This is a genomic window from uncultured Ruegeria sp. (genome assembly GCF_947497005.1).
Lineage (GTDB): Bacteria > Pseudomonadota > Alphaproteobacteria > Rhodobacterales > Rhodobacteraceae > Ruegeria.
Genome location: NZ_CANMFF010000005.1, coordinates 275,092 through 290,913, shown reverse-complemented (window position 1 = coordinate 290,913; position 15,822 = coordinate 275,092). Strand labels below are relative to the sequence as shown.

Annotated in this window: 18 protein-coding genes; 1 reads left to right on the top strand and 17 read right to left on the bottom strand. The window is 58.0% G+C overall.

Going from position 1 to position 15,822, the window contains the following annotated elements; translation table 11 throughout:
- Positions 1 to 230: 230 nt before the first annotated feature.
- From Q0816_RS09760 to ruvC, 14 genes are all read right to left on the bottom strand, one after another.
- Positions 231 to 815, bottom strand: a complete 585-nt coding sequence (locus Q0816_RS09760) for a sulfurase (protein ID WP_298849896.1) — start codon at positions 813 to 815, stop codon at positions 231 to 233.
- Positions 816 to 913: 98 nt separating this feature from the next.
- Positions 914 to 2,833, bottom strand: coding sequence for an ATP-dependent zinc metalloprotease FtsH (ftsH, locus tag Q0816_RS09755; protein WP_298849894.1), 1,920 nt, complete (start codon positions 2,831 to 2,833; stop codon positions 914 to 916).
- A 75-nt stretch (positions 2,834 to 2,908) separates the two neighbouring features.
- Positions 2,909 to 4,168, bottom strand: coding sequence for a tRNA lysidine(34) synthetase TilS (gene tilS / locus Q0816_RS09750; RefSeq protein WP_298849893.1), 1,260 nt, complete (start codon positions 4,166 to 4,168; stop codon positions 2,909 to 2,911).
- Positions 4,159 to 4,983 carry a tol-pal system protein YbgF gene (ybgF, locus tag Q0816_RS09745; RefSeq protein ID WP_298849892.1) on the bottom strand — a complete coding sequence of 275 codons (825 nt, stop codon included), beginning with the start codon at positions 4,981 to 4,983 and terminating at the stop codon, positions 4,159 to 4,161. The genes tilS and ybgF overlap by 10 nt, the downstream gene beginning before the upstream one ends.
- Before the next feature lie 4 nt (positions 4,984 to 4,987).
- A complete protein-coding gene (pal, locus tag Q0816_RS09740; protein ID WP_298849890.1) occupies positions 4,988 to 5,494 on the bottom strand; it encodes a peptidoglycan-associated lipoprotein Pal in 507 nt (168 codons plus the stop codon).
- A 72-nt stretch (positions 5,495 to 5,566) separates the two neighbouring features.
- Complete coding sequence (gene tolB / locus Q0816_RS09735; RefSeq protein ID WP_298849888.1) at positions 5,567 to 6,886, bottom strand: Tol-Pal system beta propeller repeat protein TolB; 1,320 nt, start codon at positions 6,884 to 6,886, stop codon at positions 5,567 to 5,569.
- Positions 6,883 to 7,986, bottom strand: a complete 1,104-nt coding sequence (locus Q0816_RS09730) for an energy transducer TonB (protein WP_298849886.1) — start codon at positions 7,984 to 7,986, stop codon at positions 6,883 to 6,885. Before Q0816_RS09730 ends, tolB begins: the two co-directional genes overlap by 4 nt.
- Before the next feature lie 9 nt (positions 7,987 to 7,995).
- Positions 7,996 to 8,472, bottom strand: a complete 477-nt coding sequence (gene tolR, locus Q0816_RS09725) for a protein TolR (protein WP_298849884.1) — start codon at positions 8,470 to 8,472, stop codon at positions 7,996 to 7,998.
- 2 nt (positions 8,473 to 8,474) lie between these two features.
- Positions 8,475 to 9,170, bottom strand: a complete 696-nt coding sequence (gene tolQ / locus Q0816_RS09720; protein ID WP_298849882.1) for a protein TolQ — start codon at positions 9,168 to 9,170, stop codon at positions 8,475 to 8,477.
- 109 nt (positions 9,171 to 9,279) lie between these two features.
- Positions 9,280 to 9,663 (bottom strand): tol-pal system-associated acyl-CoA thioesterase, encoded by a 384-nt coding sequence (gene ybgC / locus Q0816_RS09715; RefSeq protein WP_298849880.1) that lies wholly within the window; start codon positions 9,661 to 9,663, stop codon positions 9,280 to 9,282.
- On the bottom strand, positions 9,660 to 10,283 hold the full coding sequence (locus Q0816_RS09710) for a hypothetical protein (protein WP_298849878.1): 624 nt from the start codon (positions 10,281 to 10,283) through the stop codon (positions 9,660 to 9,662). Before Q0816_RS09710 ends, ybgC begins: the two co-directional genes overlap by 4 nt.
- A 63-nt stretch (positions 10,284 to 10,346) precedes the next feature.
- Positions 10,347 to 11,366: a Holliday junction branch migration DNA helicase RuvB gene (gene ruvB, locus Q0816_RS09705; RefSeq protein WP_298849875.1), complete on the bottom strand. Its 1,020-nt coding sequence runs from the start codon at positions 11,364 to 11,366 to the stop codon at positions 10,347 to 10,349.
- A gap of 4 nt (positions 11,367 to 11,370) precedes the next feature.
- Positions 11,371 to 12,048: a Holliday junction branch migration protein RuvA gene (ruvA, locus tag Q0816_RS09700; protein ID WP_298849873.1), complete on the bottom strand. Its 678-nt coding sequence runs from the start codon at positions 12,046 to 12,048 to the stop codon at positions 11,371 to 11,373.
- A complete protein-coding gene (gene ruvC / locus Q0816_RS09695) occupies positions 12,045 to 12,542 on the bottom strand; it encodes a crossover junction endodeoxyribonuclease RuvC (RefSeq protein ID WP_298849871.1) in 498 nt (165 codons plus the stop codon). Before ruvC ends, ruvA begins: the two co-directional genes overlap by 4 nt.
- A gap of 333 nt (positions 12,543 to 12,875) precedes the next feature.
- Here ruvC and Q0816_RS09690 point away from each other — a divergent pair, with 333 nt between their 5' ends.
- A complete protein-coding gene (locus tag Q0816_RS09690; protein ID WP_298849869.1) occupies positions 12,876 to 13,091 on the top strand; it encodes a DUF1127 domain-containing protein in 216 nt (71 codons plus the stop codon).
- Between the two features lie 98 nt (positions 13,092 to 13,189).
- Here the strand turns inward: Q0816_RS09690 and Q0816_RS09685 are convergent, their stop codons facing one another.
- The 3 genes from Q0816_RS09685 to Q0816_RS09675 form a co-directional block, all read right to left on the bottom strand.
- Complete coding sequence (locus Q0816_RS09685; protein WP_298849867.1) at positions 13,190 to 13,534, bottom strand: hypothetical protein; 345 nt, start codon at positions 13,532 to 13,534, stop codon at positions 13,190 to 13,192.
- Positions 13,535 to 13,635: 101 nt separating this feature from the next.
- Positions 13,636 to 14,514: a 50S ribosomal protein L11 methyltransferase gene (locus Q0816_RS09680; RefSeq protein ID WP_298849865.1), complete on the bottom strand. Its 879-nt coding sequence runs from the start codon at positions 14,512 to 14,514 to the stop codon at positions 13,636 to 13,638.
- Between the two features lie 67 nt (positions 14,515 to 14,581).
- Complete coding sequence (locus Q0816_RS09675) at positions 14,582 to 15,814, bottom strand: MFS transporter (protein WP_298849863.1); 1,233 nt, start codon at positions 15,812 to 15,814, stop codon at positions 14,582 to 14,584.
- Positions 15,815 to 15,822: the final 8 nt, after the last annotated feature.

Here is a 15,822-nt window from a genome sequence, read left to right as displayed (position 1 = left end):
ATCTTCGCGCCGATTTCCTGAATCGGTTTCTTGTTCGCTTCGCGGGCGATTTCGATGTCGGATTTGTAGCTCATTGGCCGGGGTCCTTGATTGAATACCGTGCAAAACCGACGCAGAACGCCGGCGCTGCGCATTCCATACCCTTGTGTACAATCACATTAGCCATGGATTCCGACATTCTGGTGTCGTGAAGCGTCGTAAGGTCATTTCAGAGGTTTCTAATCGGAAACCTACACGGTTTCGTGAGCCCAGGCAGGTTGGTCCGGCACAAATAGCTTCAGCCGATCCCCCAGTTGAACGCGCCCCGGATGTTCGACCCATCCCGTTATGCCCCGACGTCCGACCGCCGCAGGTTTGAAAGCGGCGCCATGCCCTGGCTGATCTGCTTCGATCTCGCGCCCTGGCAGAACACAAGGGGCGTTTTCCATGTCCACTGTTATCGTCATCCCATTCGCGGCCTGAAGACGCGAAGACGGGGGAATATGCGAGAAATCCGGAATCCCGTGCAACACGATGGACGCGCCAAGATAAGACGGGTCAAGTCGATCCAGCCCTATGTCCTGTGCGATTTGCTGCAGTTCTTCCGTGGACAGCACTGACAGCTGACGCACATTGCGAATTTCAGTGCCTTTTGGATAGAGGTTCGAGACACGGACACAAGACGCGCGATTTGACCCCTCGTGCCGCTCTCCGGCTACTCCGTTGAACCCCAAATCCAACGCTTCAACCGCCCTGGCCCGCAAAGACCCTTCGGCGGGAACATGGCCGAGCCAGGTTATTTCGGCGGAAAATTCAGTTTCGCGTAGAAATGGCATGGCCTTCCCTCCTCATTCTTTTTCTTGCGGTCATAATGCCCAGCAAGACCCTGATGAAAAGAGAAAAGACCCGAAGCAGGCTCCGGGTCTTTTTCTGATTATGTGGTAGGTTCAGGTTCCATCCCGCCATCATCGGGAGGAGACTTCTTGGCCTTTGTCTTGGGAATGGCCGTGACACTGGGCGCACTACCCTCATCCGGCTTGTCGCCTTCGTCGTCGCCTTCGGTCGGCGATTCGCCATTCATGACGCGCTTGATCTCCTCGCCGGTCAGAGTTTCATACTCCAGCAGGCCCTGTGCCAAACGCTCCCATTCCTCATTCTTTTCGGTGAGAATCTGATGCGCGCGCTCATATCCTTGCTGGATCAGGCGCTTAACCTCTTCCTCAATCATTTCCTTCGTGTTGGCGGAAACCGAGAAACCGGCGGTATTGCCTGAATAGCCCTCATGCGCCTCGGCATAGTCGATATTGCCGACTTTGTCGGACATACCCCAGCGCATCACCATGGCACGCGACAACTGGCTGGCCTGCATGATGTCACCAGCCGGACCGTTCGAGACGTGATCTTCACCGTATCTGATAACTTCGGCGGCCTTACCGGCCATCGTCATTGCCAGCTTTTGCTCGCACTCATCACGGTGGTAGTTCAACTGATCCATTTCAGGCAGGCTGACAACCATGCCCAGCGCACCGCCACGCGGAATGATCGTCGCCTTGTAGACCGGATCGCACAGCGGCAGGGACATACCAACAACGGCATGACCAGCTTCGTGATAGGCGGTCTTTTCTTTTTGGTCCTGTGTCAGCACCATCGAGCGCCGCTCGGCCCCCATCATCACCTTGTCTTTGGCGTTCTCAAAGTCTTCCATAGTGACAAAACGACGACCCACGCGTGCGGCCATCAGTGCAGCCTCGTTCACGAGGTTGGCCAGATCAGCACCCGAGAAGCCCGGCGTACCACGGGCGATAATACGAAGATCGACATCAGGGCCCAGAGGTGTCTTGCGCGCGTGAACGCCCAGGATTTTTTCACGGCCTTTGATGTCGGGATTGCCAACGGTCACGTTGCGGTCAAAGCGGCCCGGACGCAGCAGCGCGGGGTCCAGAACATCCTTACGGTTGGTCGCGGCCAGAATGATCACGCCTTCATTCGCCTCGAACCCGTCCATCTCGACCAGCAGCTGGTTGAGGGTCTGTTCGCGTTCGTCGTTACCACCGCCATAACCGGCACCACGATGGCGACCCACGGCGTCGATCTCGTCGATGAACACTATACACGGCGCGTTCTTCTTGGCCTGTTCGAACATGTCGCGCACACGCGATGCACCGACACCAACAAACATCTCGACAAAGTCGGAACCCGAAATGGTGAAGAAGGGCACACCCGCCTCACCCGCAATTGCGCGGGCCAGCAGCGTCTTACCGGTACCCGGAGGACCCACAAGCAGTGCACCTTTTGGAATCTTACCGCCAAGACGCGAGAATTTCTGCGGATTACGCAGGAATTCGACGATCTCTTCCAGCTCTTCCTTGGCTTCGTCAATGCCTGCTACGTCGTCAAACGTCACGCGGCCATGCTTTTCGGTCAGCATCTTGGCCTTGGATTTGCCAAAGCCCATCGCACCGCCTTTGCCGCCACCCTGCATCCGGTTCATGAAATAAACCCAGACACCGATAAGCAGAAGGAAGGGCAGCAAGGTGATCAGGAAAGATTGGAAGCCCGACTGCTGCTGCTTGACCGCCTGAACGGGGATGTTCTCTTCGATCAGCAGCTTGGTCACTTCGGCGTCGGTGGGTTTGATCGTGACATAGCTTGCACCGCTTTGGGTGGAATAGCGAATCTGTTCACCATCCAGAGTCACGTTCTTGACTTCACCGCTTTGAACGGCGCCGACAAAGTCGGAATAGGTTCTTTCATTGCTCTGAAGCGTTCCGCCCGGTCCACTGAACAGATTGAACAGTGCAAGGATGAGCAAGAACAGAACGACCCAAAACGCGATATTGCGAGCGTTGCCCAAGGAAATTCTCCCAAAAGTTCCGGCAGGTGAGGAGCTGCCAAGTTACCTCTTAAAATAGAGAGGATTGTGGTATGTTCAATGCGATAAAAAAGATGCGTAAAACTCGGGCCAATCTGGTGTCATGTCGACCCGCCATCCATTTGCAAAACCGGCAAGCGGAGCAGCCAGCACTGCTTCCCCCGCCCAAACCGCAGGCGATGCGGTCAAAGCAAGCCTTGGTCGTCTTGTTTCGCGCCATTCGGATACCTGTCGCAGCCCTTCCTCGCCCAAAGCACGGATTTCAGCATTTGAAATTTCGGGACCACTAAAGCACCATTTGCGATCCCATACTTCGTCGGGCGCGACAATCTGAGCCTCTACGGCCTTAAATTCCCTGCAAATCCAGACACTCTCGGCTTTTGGCACCAAAAGACAGCCAGCAACCGACCCGGTTCGTCCCTTCGACAATGCGTCCATCGCCTGCTCGACTGCGGTCTGTCGCGGGGGATAGCCCTGCCCCGCGATCCAGGCGAGGATTCCAACCAGTACGCGGCGTCGGATTTCTTTGGGCAGCGCGGTGAAACCGGCCCGATCCACCTTCACATCACCTTGATCGACCTGCGCCACATTCCTTGCGGATTCCTGCGCAAACGCGCCCAACGCCGTATGCGCCTGGGCCAGATTGTCCGCTGAGCGCGACAAAGAAAGCGCATTAATTCCCAAAGGTTCGAGGCCATGCAGGGCCTTCCGGGCCTTGATCCGGTCGAAACGTGTGTCCTGATTCGAAGGATCGTCGACCCATGACACGCCAATATCGGTCAGGTAGGCACGCAGGTCTTCTCGGGTGATAGCCAACATAGGTCGCAGCAACGTCAGCCCTTCCTGTTGCCGGCTTGCCGACATGCCAGATAAGCCCGTTACACCTGATGATCGCCCCAGGCGCATCAATAGCGTTTCCGCCTGATCATCTGCCGTATGCCCCAACGCGATGGCATCAATTTCACGATCTCGCGCCCAGTCGGACAGCAAGGCATACCGAGCCTGACGCGCCTGATCCTGCAAGTTGCCAGCCCCATCCCAGCCCGTCCAACGCAGCGTCTCATGGGGTAACCCCAATGCCTCGGCCTGACGGGATACGGCCGCAGCCTCCTGCGAGGCTTCTGGTCGCAATCCATGATCAACGGTGACAACATAAAGATTGATCGCCTCGGTTTGCGCGACCTCATGCAAGAGGTGCATCAGGGCGGCAGAATCGCCGCCACCCGAAACCGCCACACCCAATTTGCGCGGCAGGCTTTCGGGCAACCGGACACGAAGTTCTGCAAGCAACCTGTCGGTGTGGCGACTCAAGAACACCCCAACGCGGACATCTCTTGTGTCGCATTCGCAAACGCCGGTGCAGATGGAAAGCGGACGCCTACTTCATTGAGCGTGATACAGGCCTGATCGGTCTGCCCCAGACGCCCCAGCGCCGCGCCCAGCTCATAAAGTGCCTCGGGGGCAAATACGCCCTCAGAATCTCCGGTAAAGCTGGCCAGGAACGCACGTGCCGCTTCACGGGTGTCACCAATACCTTCAAGCGCATGACCGCGTTTCAGGTTGGCTTCGGGGGCAAGAGGGCTGCCGGGATAGGATGTTTCGAATTGCGCAAGCAGGTCAGCTGCAGTCTGAAAATCGCCGTCGGACAAAGCTTGAGATGCGGCGTCGAAATCCGCACGCTCACCAACGGCCAGTTCGCCCTGATCCGTTGCCGGGGGTGTTACAACGGTCGCAGCGCCTGTTTCCGGGGCCACTGTGTCACCACCCAGCGTCGAGGTCTCTCCCAGCGTTGATAAATCGCCGCCTTCCAGTTCGACCAGCCGGAATTCCAGATCACCAATGCGGTTGGTGCCATCAGTGACCACGTTCTGCACGCGCTGGTTCAACTGTTCGGTCTGGCGGGTCAGACGCTGCAATTCGGCTTCGATGGCATCAACCCGCTCAAGAATCGAACTGCCGGACAGGTTCGGCGCGGGCGACCCCGTAGTCGAGAACTCGCGTTTCAGACGCTGAACTTCCACATGCAGCACTGTCAGCTCCTGACGAATATCCGCCAGGGTCTGCTGATCCTGTGCCTGTGCAACACCAACCGTCGCCATGACTGCCGTCAAAACCCATCCTGCAATACGCATTATCTTACCCCAGAGTTGACCCGGTCAGCACAGTCACCGCCCGGCGGTTCTTGGAATAGCATTCCTCAATGCTGCAAATCTCGATCGGGCGTTCCTTGCCGTAGCTGACAGTGTTGAGGCGGTTACCCGCAACACCACGCGAAATCAGGTATTCGCGCGCAGCGTTTGCCCGGCGTGCACCCAGCGCAAGGTTATATTCACGCGTGCCCTGCTCATCCGCGTGGCCTTCGATATTCGCAACAAAATCCGGGTTGGCCAGCAGCCACTCTGCTTGACCTTGCAGCACGGTCTGTGCCTGAGACGACAGGGTCGACTGATCCACGGCAAACAGCACCCGATCACCTACGGTCTGCTGGAAATACGCGGGTGAACGCGGATCGCTTGGCGAGCCCGCCACGATCGCGCCGGTGCCGCCAGCACCGCCACCGCCTAATGCAGAGGGGTCATTATTTGTACAGGCGGCGATCACACTTAGCGCGCCCAACGCCAAGACTTTGCTCAATACATTCATTTCAAGTGCCTCGTGTTTTGATTATTGCCGCCTGTCTACCACAGCGACGATTCGTTGTGAACTTTGCTGCGATCAATTCTGCAAAGGCCCCCATGACGGGTCACTGCCGCCATCCGGTGTGCGCACCGGACGCAGGTTGCGGCCCGAAATATCGACAGAATACAGCGATGCGCGACCACTGGCCCCCTGCGTTTCGCGGGTGAACATGATGACGCGGCCATTGGGCGACCAGGTCGGACCCTCATCAAGGAACGAGGCGGTCAGCAGACGCTCCTCAGACCCGTCCGTGCGCATCACGCCAATGTGGAACCGGCCCTGATTTTGCTTGGTGAATGCAATCAGATCCCCACGCGGTGACCAGACCGGTGTACCATAACGCCCTGCGCCAAAGCTGATCCGCGTGGCCTCGCCCCCATTTGCGGGCATCACGTAAAGCTGCGGTGTACCCGAACGGTCGCTTTCAAACACGATTTGGCTGCCATCGGGCGAATAGCTTGGCGCGGTTTCGATCGCTGGCGTGTTGGTCAGACGCGTGCTTTGCCCCGAGGCCAGATCCATTTTCCACAGATCCGTATTGCCGCCCTGAATCAAAGAATACACAATCGACCGGCCATCCGGCGAAAAGCGGGGCGAGAAGCTCATGGTTCCGTCCTGCGTCTTCAGTTCCTGCCGTTTTACGCGGCCTACATCCAGTACATAGATGCGCGGGCTGCCGCTTTCGTAACTGGTGTACAGCAACCGGTCACCGGTCGGTGAAAAGCGTGGTGCCAGAACGATTGCGGCACTGTCGGTCATGTATTGGACGTTCGCACCGTCATAATCCATGATCGCCAATCGCTTTAGTCGCTGGTTTTTTGGCCCGCTTTCCGAAACGAAGGCCACGCGGCTGTCGAAGTACCCGCCCTCACCTGTAATCCGGCTGTAAACCTGATCGGCCACCTTATGCGCCATGCGGCGCCAGCCCTCGGTAGTACCTGCCAATTGAAGCCCGTTACCCAGTTCCTGACCCGAGAACACATCCCACACCCGAAACCGAACCGTGAGGGTCTTACCCGAGACATTGACCGCACCCGTGATCAGCGCGTCGGCGTTGATCGCTTTCCAGTCGGCAAACTGTACCGGAGCCTCAAAACTGCTGACACGGCTGATAAACGCATCCGAGGCGATTTCGCGGAACAACCCGGTCCCGGTCAGGTCAGCCGCCACCACGCGCGAGATATCTTGCGCGTATTGCGTCGCAGAAGGACCATCAGGCACAAAGCTCGGCACGGCAAAGGGCAAGGGTTCGATAATCCCTTCGTCCAATTCGAGCCGTAGAGGCCCGCTCTGCGCAAAAACCGGCGCAGACATCAGTGTCAGGCCGACAAAGAGGCTGGTCAGAAGTTTCATCATTTGATCCGCATCCTCTCGGGATTGAATGTAATCTCAACATCCTGCCACTGAGCGTATTTGTCAGCAGGCAAGTCATATCCTTTGGCTCCGCAGCGCAAAATCGCACGCCGGGCAGCCTGATAGGCCTGATTGGCGGCGCCAGAAGATCCCCCAGTACTGTCCAGCATCCGAATGCTGCCACCTACAACTGTACCATCGCGGTTTAGCGAAAACGCAACAACCACCACTGTGTTCAGCGCATCGGTGGACAAGGAACCCACGTTCCAGCATCTGGAAACAGCCAATCGCATCGCGTCCTTCTCTCCGCTGGTCAGCGGTGGGCCGGAAGGCTCCGTCCCGCCACCCAGGGCTTCGGCCAGAGCGTCATTGATCGCAGCCTCATCGGCTTGTGCTTCAGGTTCAGGGGTCTCTTCGGGCGCTTCAGCAATCTCGGGTTCAGGCGGTGGGCTAGGCCGGTTCGGACGTACGCGTGGGCGAGGTGACGTCAAGGGAGATATCTCCTTGGTTTCCTCTGCCTCGGTTACAATCTCAGGGGCCGCCTCTTCTGGCACGGTCTGGTCCTGTTGTTCCTGCTGAACTTCTGCACCCTCATCCAGAGACACAGGCGGGGTTTCGAAATCATCCGGTTTCGCCTCGGGCGGCGGCGGCGCAATTGGATCGGGTGCGACACGGTCCGCAGGGCGCGGCTGCGCCTCGGGGCCCGGTGGCACAGGCTGTGCTGCGGGTTCAATCTCTGGCTCTGTCAGAGAGGGCGGTTCAAGCGGCACCTCGGGTTCTGGCGGCGCTTCGACAATAACCGGCGCAGGCTCCGGTTCCGGTTCGGCGGGTGCAACAGGTTCGGGGCGCGGCTGTTCCTCGACTACAGGTTCCGGCGGCTTGGTTTCAGCCTCCGGCTCGGGCGGTTGTTGCAATGCCGTCGGCACTTCGGGGATATCAGGCGCATCCCGCTGGGCCGTCATGGCCGTGAACTGTTCAGCGGTGATCACGGATACATCCTGCACGGCCATCGGCAACGGCTCGGACCGGAAGGTGCCGCCGAACAGCGCCACTCCGATCAGGCTGACATGCGCAATCGCTGAAATCTTGGTGCCGGTATCCACCGTGCGACCTCACTCTCCACCGTCGTCCAGCGTCGGCCCGCCAGTATCGGTCACCAGGCCAACGTTGGAAAACCCGCCCGCGTTCAGCGCGCCCATGACCTGCATCACCTGCGCGTAGGGGATCGCACCATCGGCCCGCAGGAAAACCCGGTCACTGGTCCGCTCAGCCGCAATAGCGCGCAGTTTGCCAATCAACTCTTCGCGCAAAACATCAGTGGTCTGGATTTGCACCCGGCCCTCTGCCGTCAAGGTCACGGTCAACGGTTCTTCGTTGTCACCGGGCAACGCGCTGGCGGCGGTCTTAGGCAGATCCACCGGAACACCGACAGTCAATAATGGCGCGGCTACCATGAAGATGATCAGCAAAACCAACATGACGTCCACAAAGGGTGTCACGTTAATCTCGGCCATGGGTTGCGCGCGACCGCGCCGCCGTCCGCGTCTGCGCCCGTTTCCACCCGAGGATTGCTGAACCGCCGCGCCCATTGTCAGCTGTCCACCTGGCGCGACAGGATGGTGGCAAACTCATCGGCAAAGGCCTCGTACCCGCCAACGATCCGATCACAATCCGCACTGAGCTTGTTGTAGAAAATAACCGCCGGGATCGCGGCCAGCAAACCCAGCCCCGTGGCCAACAGCGCCTCGGCAATGCCGGGTGCGACAACCGCCAAGTTTGTATTTTGTTGTTCGGCAATCTCGATGAAGGCGTTCATGATACCCCAGACGGTTCCGAACAGGCCGATAAACGGCGCGGTTGAGCCGACCGTGGCCAGAATGGGCAGACCCTTTTGAAGAGTTTCAGCCTCTTTCGCGATGGCGACATCCATCGACCGGTCGATCCGCGCGGTCGCTCCGGCGATCAAACCACCATCGTTACGATGCGACCTTCGCCATTCGATCATGCCCGCCGCAAAAATCTTTTCAGAACTGCCATCTGGCTGGGTACCGGTCTGTTCGAACAACTCATCCAAGGGGTTGCCGGACCAAAAGCTTTCGTCGAAAACCTGCGCCTCGCGCCGGGCCGCCCGATAGTTGATCAGCTTTTGTATGATGATCCCCCAGGACCAGATGGATGCGCCGATCAGCATCAACATCACCAATTTGACGACAAAGGTCGCGCGGGCATACAGCCCCCACATGGAGAAATCGATCTCCTGCGCCAGCGCCAGCGTTTCAGCTTCCATGAACCTGCTCTTTGTTTTGCCTGACGGCCGTTTGTTTGGCCTTGTTTTGCCAAACGCTATCGCAGTTGGGGCTGAAATGCCAACAGAACCACCCCTGGCTTACAAATTGTTACATCAATGCGCGAATCTCTGCCGGAAGACGGATCGGCTTGCCGTCCTTGTTGATGCAAACAGCCGTGACCAAGGCGCGAAATATCTCGGTCTCACCGCGCCGAACCAACTGCGCCATGGTCAGGCGCACGCCCGAGATTTCTGTGACTTCGGTTTCCACGATGAGTTCGTCATCGAATCTGGCAGGCGAGAGGTAATCAGCTTCGACCCGTCGCACGACCCACACTATGCCCTCTTCCCGCATGGCGTTCTGATCATTGCCCAGATTGCGCACCCAATCCGAGCGCGCCCGTTCGATGTACCGCAAGTAATTCGCGTGATAAACGACACCGCCCATGTCGGTATCTTCGTAATAAACGCGAACCGGGTACGTGTGCTTCATTGCGATGGCTCCAGCCGGGCAAACAACCTGAGTGCATGAGACGCATCCTGCGCCGCGCCCGGCAAAACCGGATCATATGCAGCCCGGATCAGAGCGGCAATGTCGGGGCGCAGGATCGTCGCCTCACGCGCGACAGCCAGCGGCGATTGCTTCCGAAACGCTGTATCGGACCAAAGCAGAACGGTCTGCACCACCTGGCCCAACGCAAGCGTTTCCGCCGGAACTTTGGACAATTCCCTATCCATCCGCAGAAACACAAAGGCTGCGCGGATTGCGCCATCTTCTTCGAACCGGAATATGCGGTACTGATTGGCATCTGCAGCCACCAGACGCCCGACCAAAGGCTCAAGATCCGGGACCAACCGATCCAGATCAGGCACTTCCAGCAGTTCCTGCCAGTCCCGGAAAAAGAAAACCATGCAATTGGCGCCAAGCTCAGGATCGGTCTCGGCCATCTTATGTCCAGCCAGAGTGACAACGGCCTCAAATGCGCCTTTCACCGTGGCCAGCGTCTCGTCTTCGACACCAAACACGACCGGCACGATAGGCCGCGCCCAACGGGCAAACAGAAACTCGCCGCTCTCGCGCGTGAATAGCGCCTCGATCTCTTCCGGTGTCACGCCCAGCCCTTCATCTTTTCAAAAACATTCTCGCCGAAGGCTTAGAATCTCTGGACGCAGGCTTCAACCAAACAGATCGCTCTGCCGTTTGGGCGCAGTCATGCCCAAATGCGTCCACGCCTTCTGCGCCAACATCCGTCCACGCGGGGTTCGCTGAATCAATCCCTGCTGCAACAGATATGGCTCAATCACTTCCTCCAGCGAGTCGCGGCTTTCTGACAAAGCAGCCGAAAGGGTTTCAATTCCAACCGGGCCGCCTGCGTAATTCTCGGCGATCAACTTCAGATACCGGCGGTCCGCACCGTCCAGTCCCAGATGGTCCACACCCAGCCGTGTCAAGGCTCCGTCAGCCAGTTCGCGGGTAATCCGACCGTCGCCTTCAACGATAGCGAAATCCACCACCCGCCGCAGCAACCGCCCCGCAATCCGGGGTGTCCCACGTGACCTACGCGCAATCTCGCGCGCGCCATCATTATCCGCAGGCGCGCCCAGTTTCCGCGCGTTGCGGGTAACGATCTCGTGCAATTCATCGACGGTATAAAACAGCAATCTGGTGGGAATACCGAACCGGTCGCGCAGTGGTGTTGTCAGCAATCCCATCCGCGTGGTGGCCCCCACCAGCGTGAATGGCTGCAATTCAATCCGCACGGTTCTGGCCGCCGGGCCCTCGCCGATCACCAGATCCAGCTCGAAATCCTCCATCGCGGGGTAAAGCACCTCTTCCACCGCAGGGTTCAGTCTGTGAATCTCGTCGATGAACAGCACATCGCGCGCTTCCAGATTGGTCAGAATCGCCGCCAAATCGCCCGCCTTGGCCAGAACAGGGCCAGAGGTCATGCGGAAATTCACCCCCAACTCACGCGCCATGATCTGTGCGAGGGTCGTTTTACCCAATCCCGGAGGTCCATGGAACAATGTGTGATCCATCGCCTCGCCCCGTTGGCGGGCGGATTGGATGAATATACGCAAGTTGGCACGCGCTTCGGCCTGACCGATGAATTCGTCCAGCCCCTGTGGGCGCAAGGCGCGGTCGTTGTCCTCGGGCAGCGGGTCCGGGCGCACAGTGGGATCAGCGTCTACCATTCTCTTAGCCTTTCGGAGCCAACAATCTGAGCGCTGCACGGATCAAGTCAGTCTCGCCTGCATCCTGTTGGCTGGCAGCCGCCTCAGCCACTGCTGCTGCTGCGTCAGACGGCCCATATCCAAGATTTGCCAACGCCGACAATGCTCCGGCAGATGCAGCAGCCGCGCCGGATGGCGGTCTCGATGCCCGTTTGGGCGCAAGCGCAGGTTCGGCCAGTTCAACAACCTCAAGCTCGGGCCCGTCCATCGCCTCAGTGATTGTACCACCCATGGCCATGACCCCCGGCGCCTTGTCCTTGAGGTCCAACACGATCCGCTGCGCCGTTTTAGGCCCCACACCCTTGGCCGCCTTGACCGCGCCCCAATCGCCCAAAGCGATTGATCGGCTAACGCCATCTGGCCCCAACGCGCTGAGAATGGCCAGCGATACCTTCGCTCCTACACCCTGAACCGAGCACAAAAGACGATGCCACTCCTTTTCAACCAGAGACAGGAACCCATAAAGCTGCATCAGGTCCTCGCGAACGACCATGTCGGTGTAGATCGAGACGGCCTCGCCCACGCCCGGCAGCGCCGCCATGGTCCGATCCGAACAATAGACGATATAACCCACGCCCCGGACATCGATCAGCACGTGATCTGCCGCGCGGTAATCCAGCCGTCCTGTCAGTTTGCCAATCATGCCCGCACCTCTTTCACACGCGTCTGTTGTGTCTTTCCGTAATAGGCATGACAAATGGCAATCGCCAGCGCATCTGCGGCGTCGGCCCCCATTGGCAAACAGCCCGGCAATTGCAGTTTGACCATGTGCAGCACCTGCGCTTTCTCGGCATGGCCCACGCCGACCACGGTCTTCTTGACCCGGTTAGGTGCGTATTCCCCCACCGGCAATCCCGCCTGCGCCAGCGTCAGCAGCGCAACCCCCCGCGCCTGACCCAGTTTGAGCGTACCCGCCCCATCCTTGTTCACAAAGGTCTGTTCGATGGCGGCCTGATCCGGTTGATGATCCGCTATCACTTCGACAATCTGGTTGTGCAGCGACAGTAGCCGCTCTCCCAGATCGTCTCCATCCGACTTGCACAAGCCGTTAGCCACATGGCTCAGGCGACTGCCATTTGATTCGATGACGCCCCATCCCAGGGTCCTAAGCCCCGGATCGATGCCCAGAATTCGCATGTTTTGCCTCGGCCTGCTCGGGTTTTGTGATCTTTTTTCAACGCCTAGCACGAAGCGTGAACATTTTCCAAGCGAATTGGCCCAAAGGCTGAAAACGACAGACGTGTCTCAGGGGCGACCTCTTGGGCGATTTGCGACTTCGGAAAGTCTGATTTCGACACTCTTATTAACGCATTTTCACCAATTATTTAAGGGGATTACAGCTTCGTGAAGCATTGCAGAAAATGCATAGGACACATGCAAAAATTGGACTTGTGCAGGTGATTTGGCAGCACTAGATGCCGCTCAGATCGCAAGATTGCAAATTGAACACTAACCAGAAGGAAACAGGATATGGCTGCACTAGACACAACCCGCTTCGCAACCACTGGCTCATTCGGCCTCGTTGGCCGTATCGGCGCATTTTTCGCATCGGTGGTCAACGCCGCTGTCGAATGGAACGACGCCCGCGTGACCCGCAACGCGCTGACCGGTCTGAGCGACCGCGAACTGGAAGATATCGGCCTGTGCCGTGGCGACATCGACGTCATCGCCGAGGGTCGCCAGTAACACCGGCCACCACTCTCATTCGCCACTCCTCCCTTGAGCGGCAAACAGAAACACCGCGCGCCCCAAAGCACGCGGTGTTTTTTTGTCCTAAGATTGGATCAGTAGAAAACTTTGTTCAGCTGAACCGCCAGCGCTTGCGACACCGGGTCGATCTGCATCACCCATGCACCGGCTTGCTCAACCGATGTACCTTCGTTCAAGCTGTCGATCCGGTATTGATACCCCGTCGGGCCAAGATGAGACAAAAGAAATGCTTTGAACGCGAAGACACCTAGAAGCGTCAACAGCAGCACCTTCGCAGGCACAGCAGAACTTACCCGCTGCGGTTTCATCACGACCAGGCCATCCTTGCGCATCGTCGCGCGATAGCCGCGGCCCATCTTTTGATGTTTCTTGTTCAGGCGATTAACGCGCTGATTGAACTCCAGTTGTTTACCCGTCATGGCAGCCTCCAAAAACCGCCCCCCTCGACTTCAGTCAGAAAACGGTAAGAAGAGATTGCGACAAAAGCGTGGCAAAAATCCACAAAACTCCCGCAAATGGCCTAATTCGCGCCCTGTTTGGTTAAGATTAGGGTCGTCCATTCACCAATCTCACTTCTGTGAGACAGATTGAACTCATTTTGGGAATAAACGGAAACCACATCATCGGCCTGTTCATTAAGGATTCCCGATAGGATCGCGCAGCCTCCAGGGCGCAGATTCGCTGCGATTTCGGGTGACAGCGCCACAAGGGGACCCTTGAGGATGTTGGCAAAGATCAGATCATACGGCGCGTGTGCCTTGAGATCGGGATGATCGAACCCTGCGGCTTCGACACACTGAACCGCACCGGACATACCGTTTGCCTTCAAATTGGCTTCAGCCACATCCACGGCCACTTCATCGATGTCGCTTGCGATGATTTCGCCGTCCCAAACCCGGGCCGCTGCCATGGCCAAAACGGCAGTGCCGCAACCGATATCGGCCACTTTCGACGCGGTGAACCCTTCGTCCAGAAGCTTGTCAAAGGCCTTCAGGCAACCCAGCGTGGTGCCATGGTGCCCGGTACCAAAGGCCATTGCGGCCTCTATCAGCAAAGGAATTCGGCCTTCGGGCAGGTTGTCAGCATCATGGCTGCCGTAAACAAAGAAGCGGCCCGCTTCGACCGGAGCAAGCTCGCGTCGGACATGCGCGACCCAGTCGGTTTCCGGCAGCTCTGAAACAACAAACGGTTTTGCATCGAAAGCTGCAGCCAGAACGGCCAATGCGGTCTCATCCGGGGCTTCGGTGAAGTATCCGCCGATCTCCCACAGGCCCGAGCCGTCTTCGACCTCGAACACACCAACGCCGGTTGGTTCCGGCTCCAGACGCTCCATCGCTTCGCCCAGACCTTCGGCGGCTTTCTTACCAGACAACGTGGTCAGCGCGGTGAATGTGGGCATTTTGGGCCTCCTGTCTCAATTGAAACTGCGCCTAGGACGCCGTGCTGCCAAGGTCAAGCGTTGAGGCCTATTCTGCAGGAGCTGGCGCGTATTTGGTCAGGATGGTCTCGTTGCCCGGCTCGGGATGGCGCGGGATCAGCAATGACAGCAACAGAGAAACAACGGCCATCGCCGTGGCCAGGCCAAACACCGCCCCCGGCGACACGACCCAAAGCAAACCCAGCAAAGCGGGCAGGAAAACAGCGGCGATGTGGTTGATTGTGAAAGCCACCGCCGCCGTAGGCGCAATGTCCGCAGGATCGGCGATTTTCTGAAAATAAGTCTTCAAGGCCAGCGCCAGCGCAAACAGCACATGGTCAATCACATATAGGATTGCTGCCAGCAGCACGCCCCAGCCGAACCAGTATATGCCACCATAGGCGGCGAACACGATGGCCAGACCGGTATATTCGAAGATCAGTGTGCGCCGCTCGCCAAACTTTGCCACTGCTTTACCTAACAACGGCGCGGCGATCATGTTTATCATCAGGTTAATCAGGTAAAGGCTGGTCAACTCATGAACTTCAAAACCGAATTTCTCGACCATCATGAACCCGGCAAAAACCACAAAGATCTGCCGCCGAGCGCCCGCCATGAACTGTAGCGCGTAATACAGCCAATACCGACGCCGCAGGATCAGTTTCTTTGTCTGTGGCGTCGGTGCATCAAACTGCGGATAGGCAAACAGGCAAAATAGCGCCAGCAAAGCGGTTACTCCACCCGCTGCCATGAAGACAGAGTTGTAAGACAGATCAAAGCGGTCCCAGGTCAAAACGATCAGCCCGTACACCACCATGGTTGCGGCTGACCCCATCGCAACCAGCCATCCCAACATCTGCGGCGCGCGATCTTTGGGCAGCCATTGCAACTGAAGCGACTGGTTCACAGTCTCGTAATAGTGAAACCCGATCGAGCTGAACAGGGTCACGAAAAGCAATCCACCCAAGCTGGGGAACCAGGCGGTCACAGCCGTGGCCACGCCAAGCATCATCAGCGAGATCATCGCCAGAACCTGCTCGCGGATGAAAATAATGACGGCAATCACGCCAACCGCCAGAAACCCCGGAATCTCGCGCACTGTGTGCAACAGGCCGATATCAGCTCCGTCAAAGCTTGCCACCTCGATAACGAAATTGTTCAGCAACGCGCTCCATGCGTTGAACGCAATGGGCATGGTTAGCGCCATCATGAACAAGAGCGTGATGGGTCGGCGCCAGAACGGAAGGCTCTGCGCCTCAGCAAGGGGCATTGGTTTCAGCATGAGAGTCG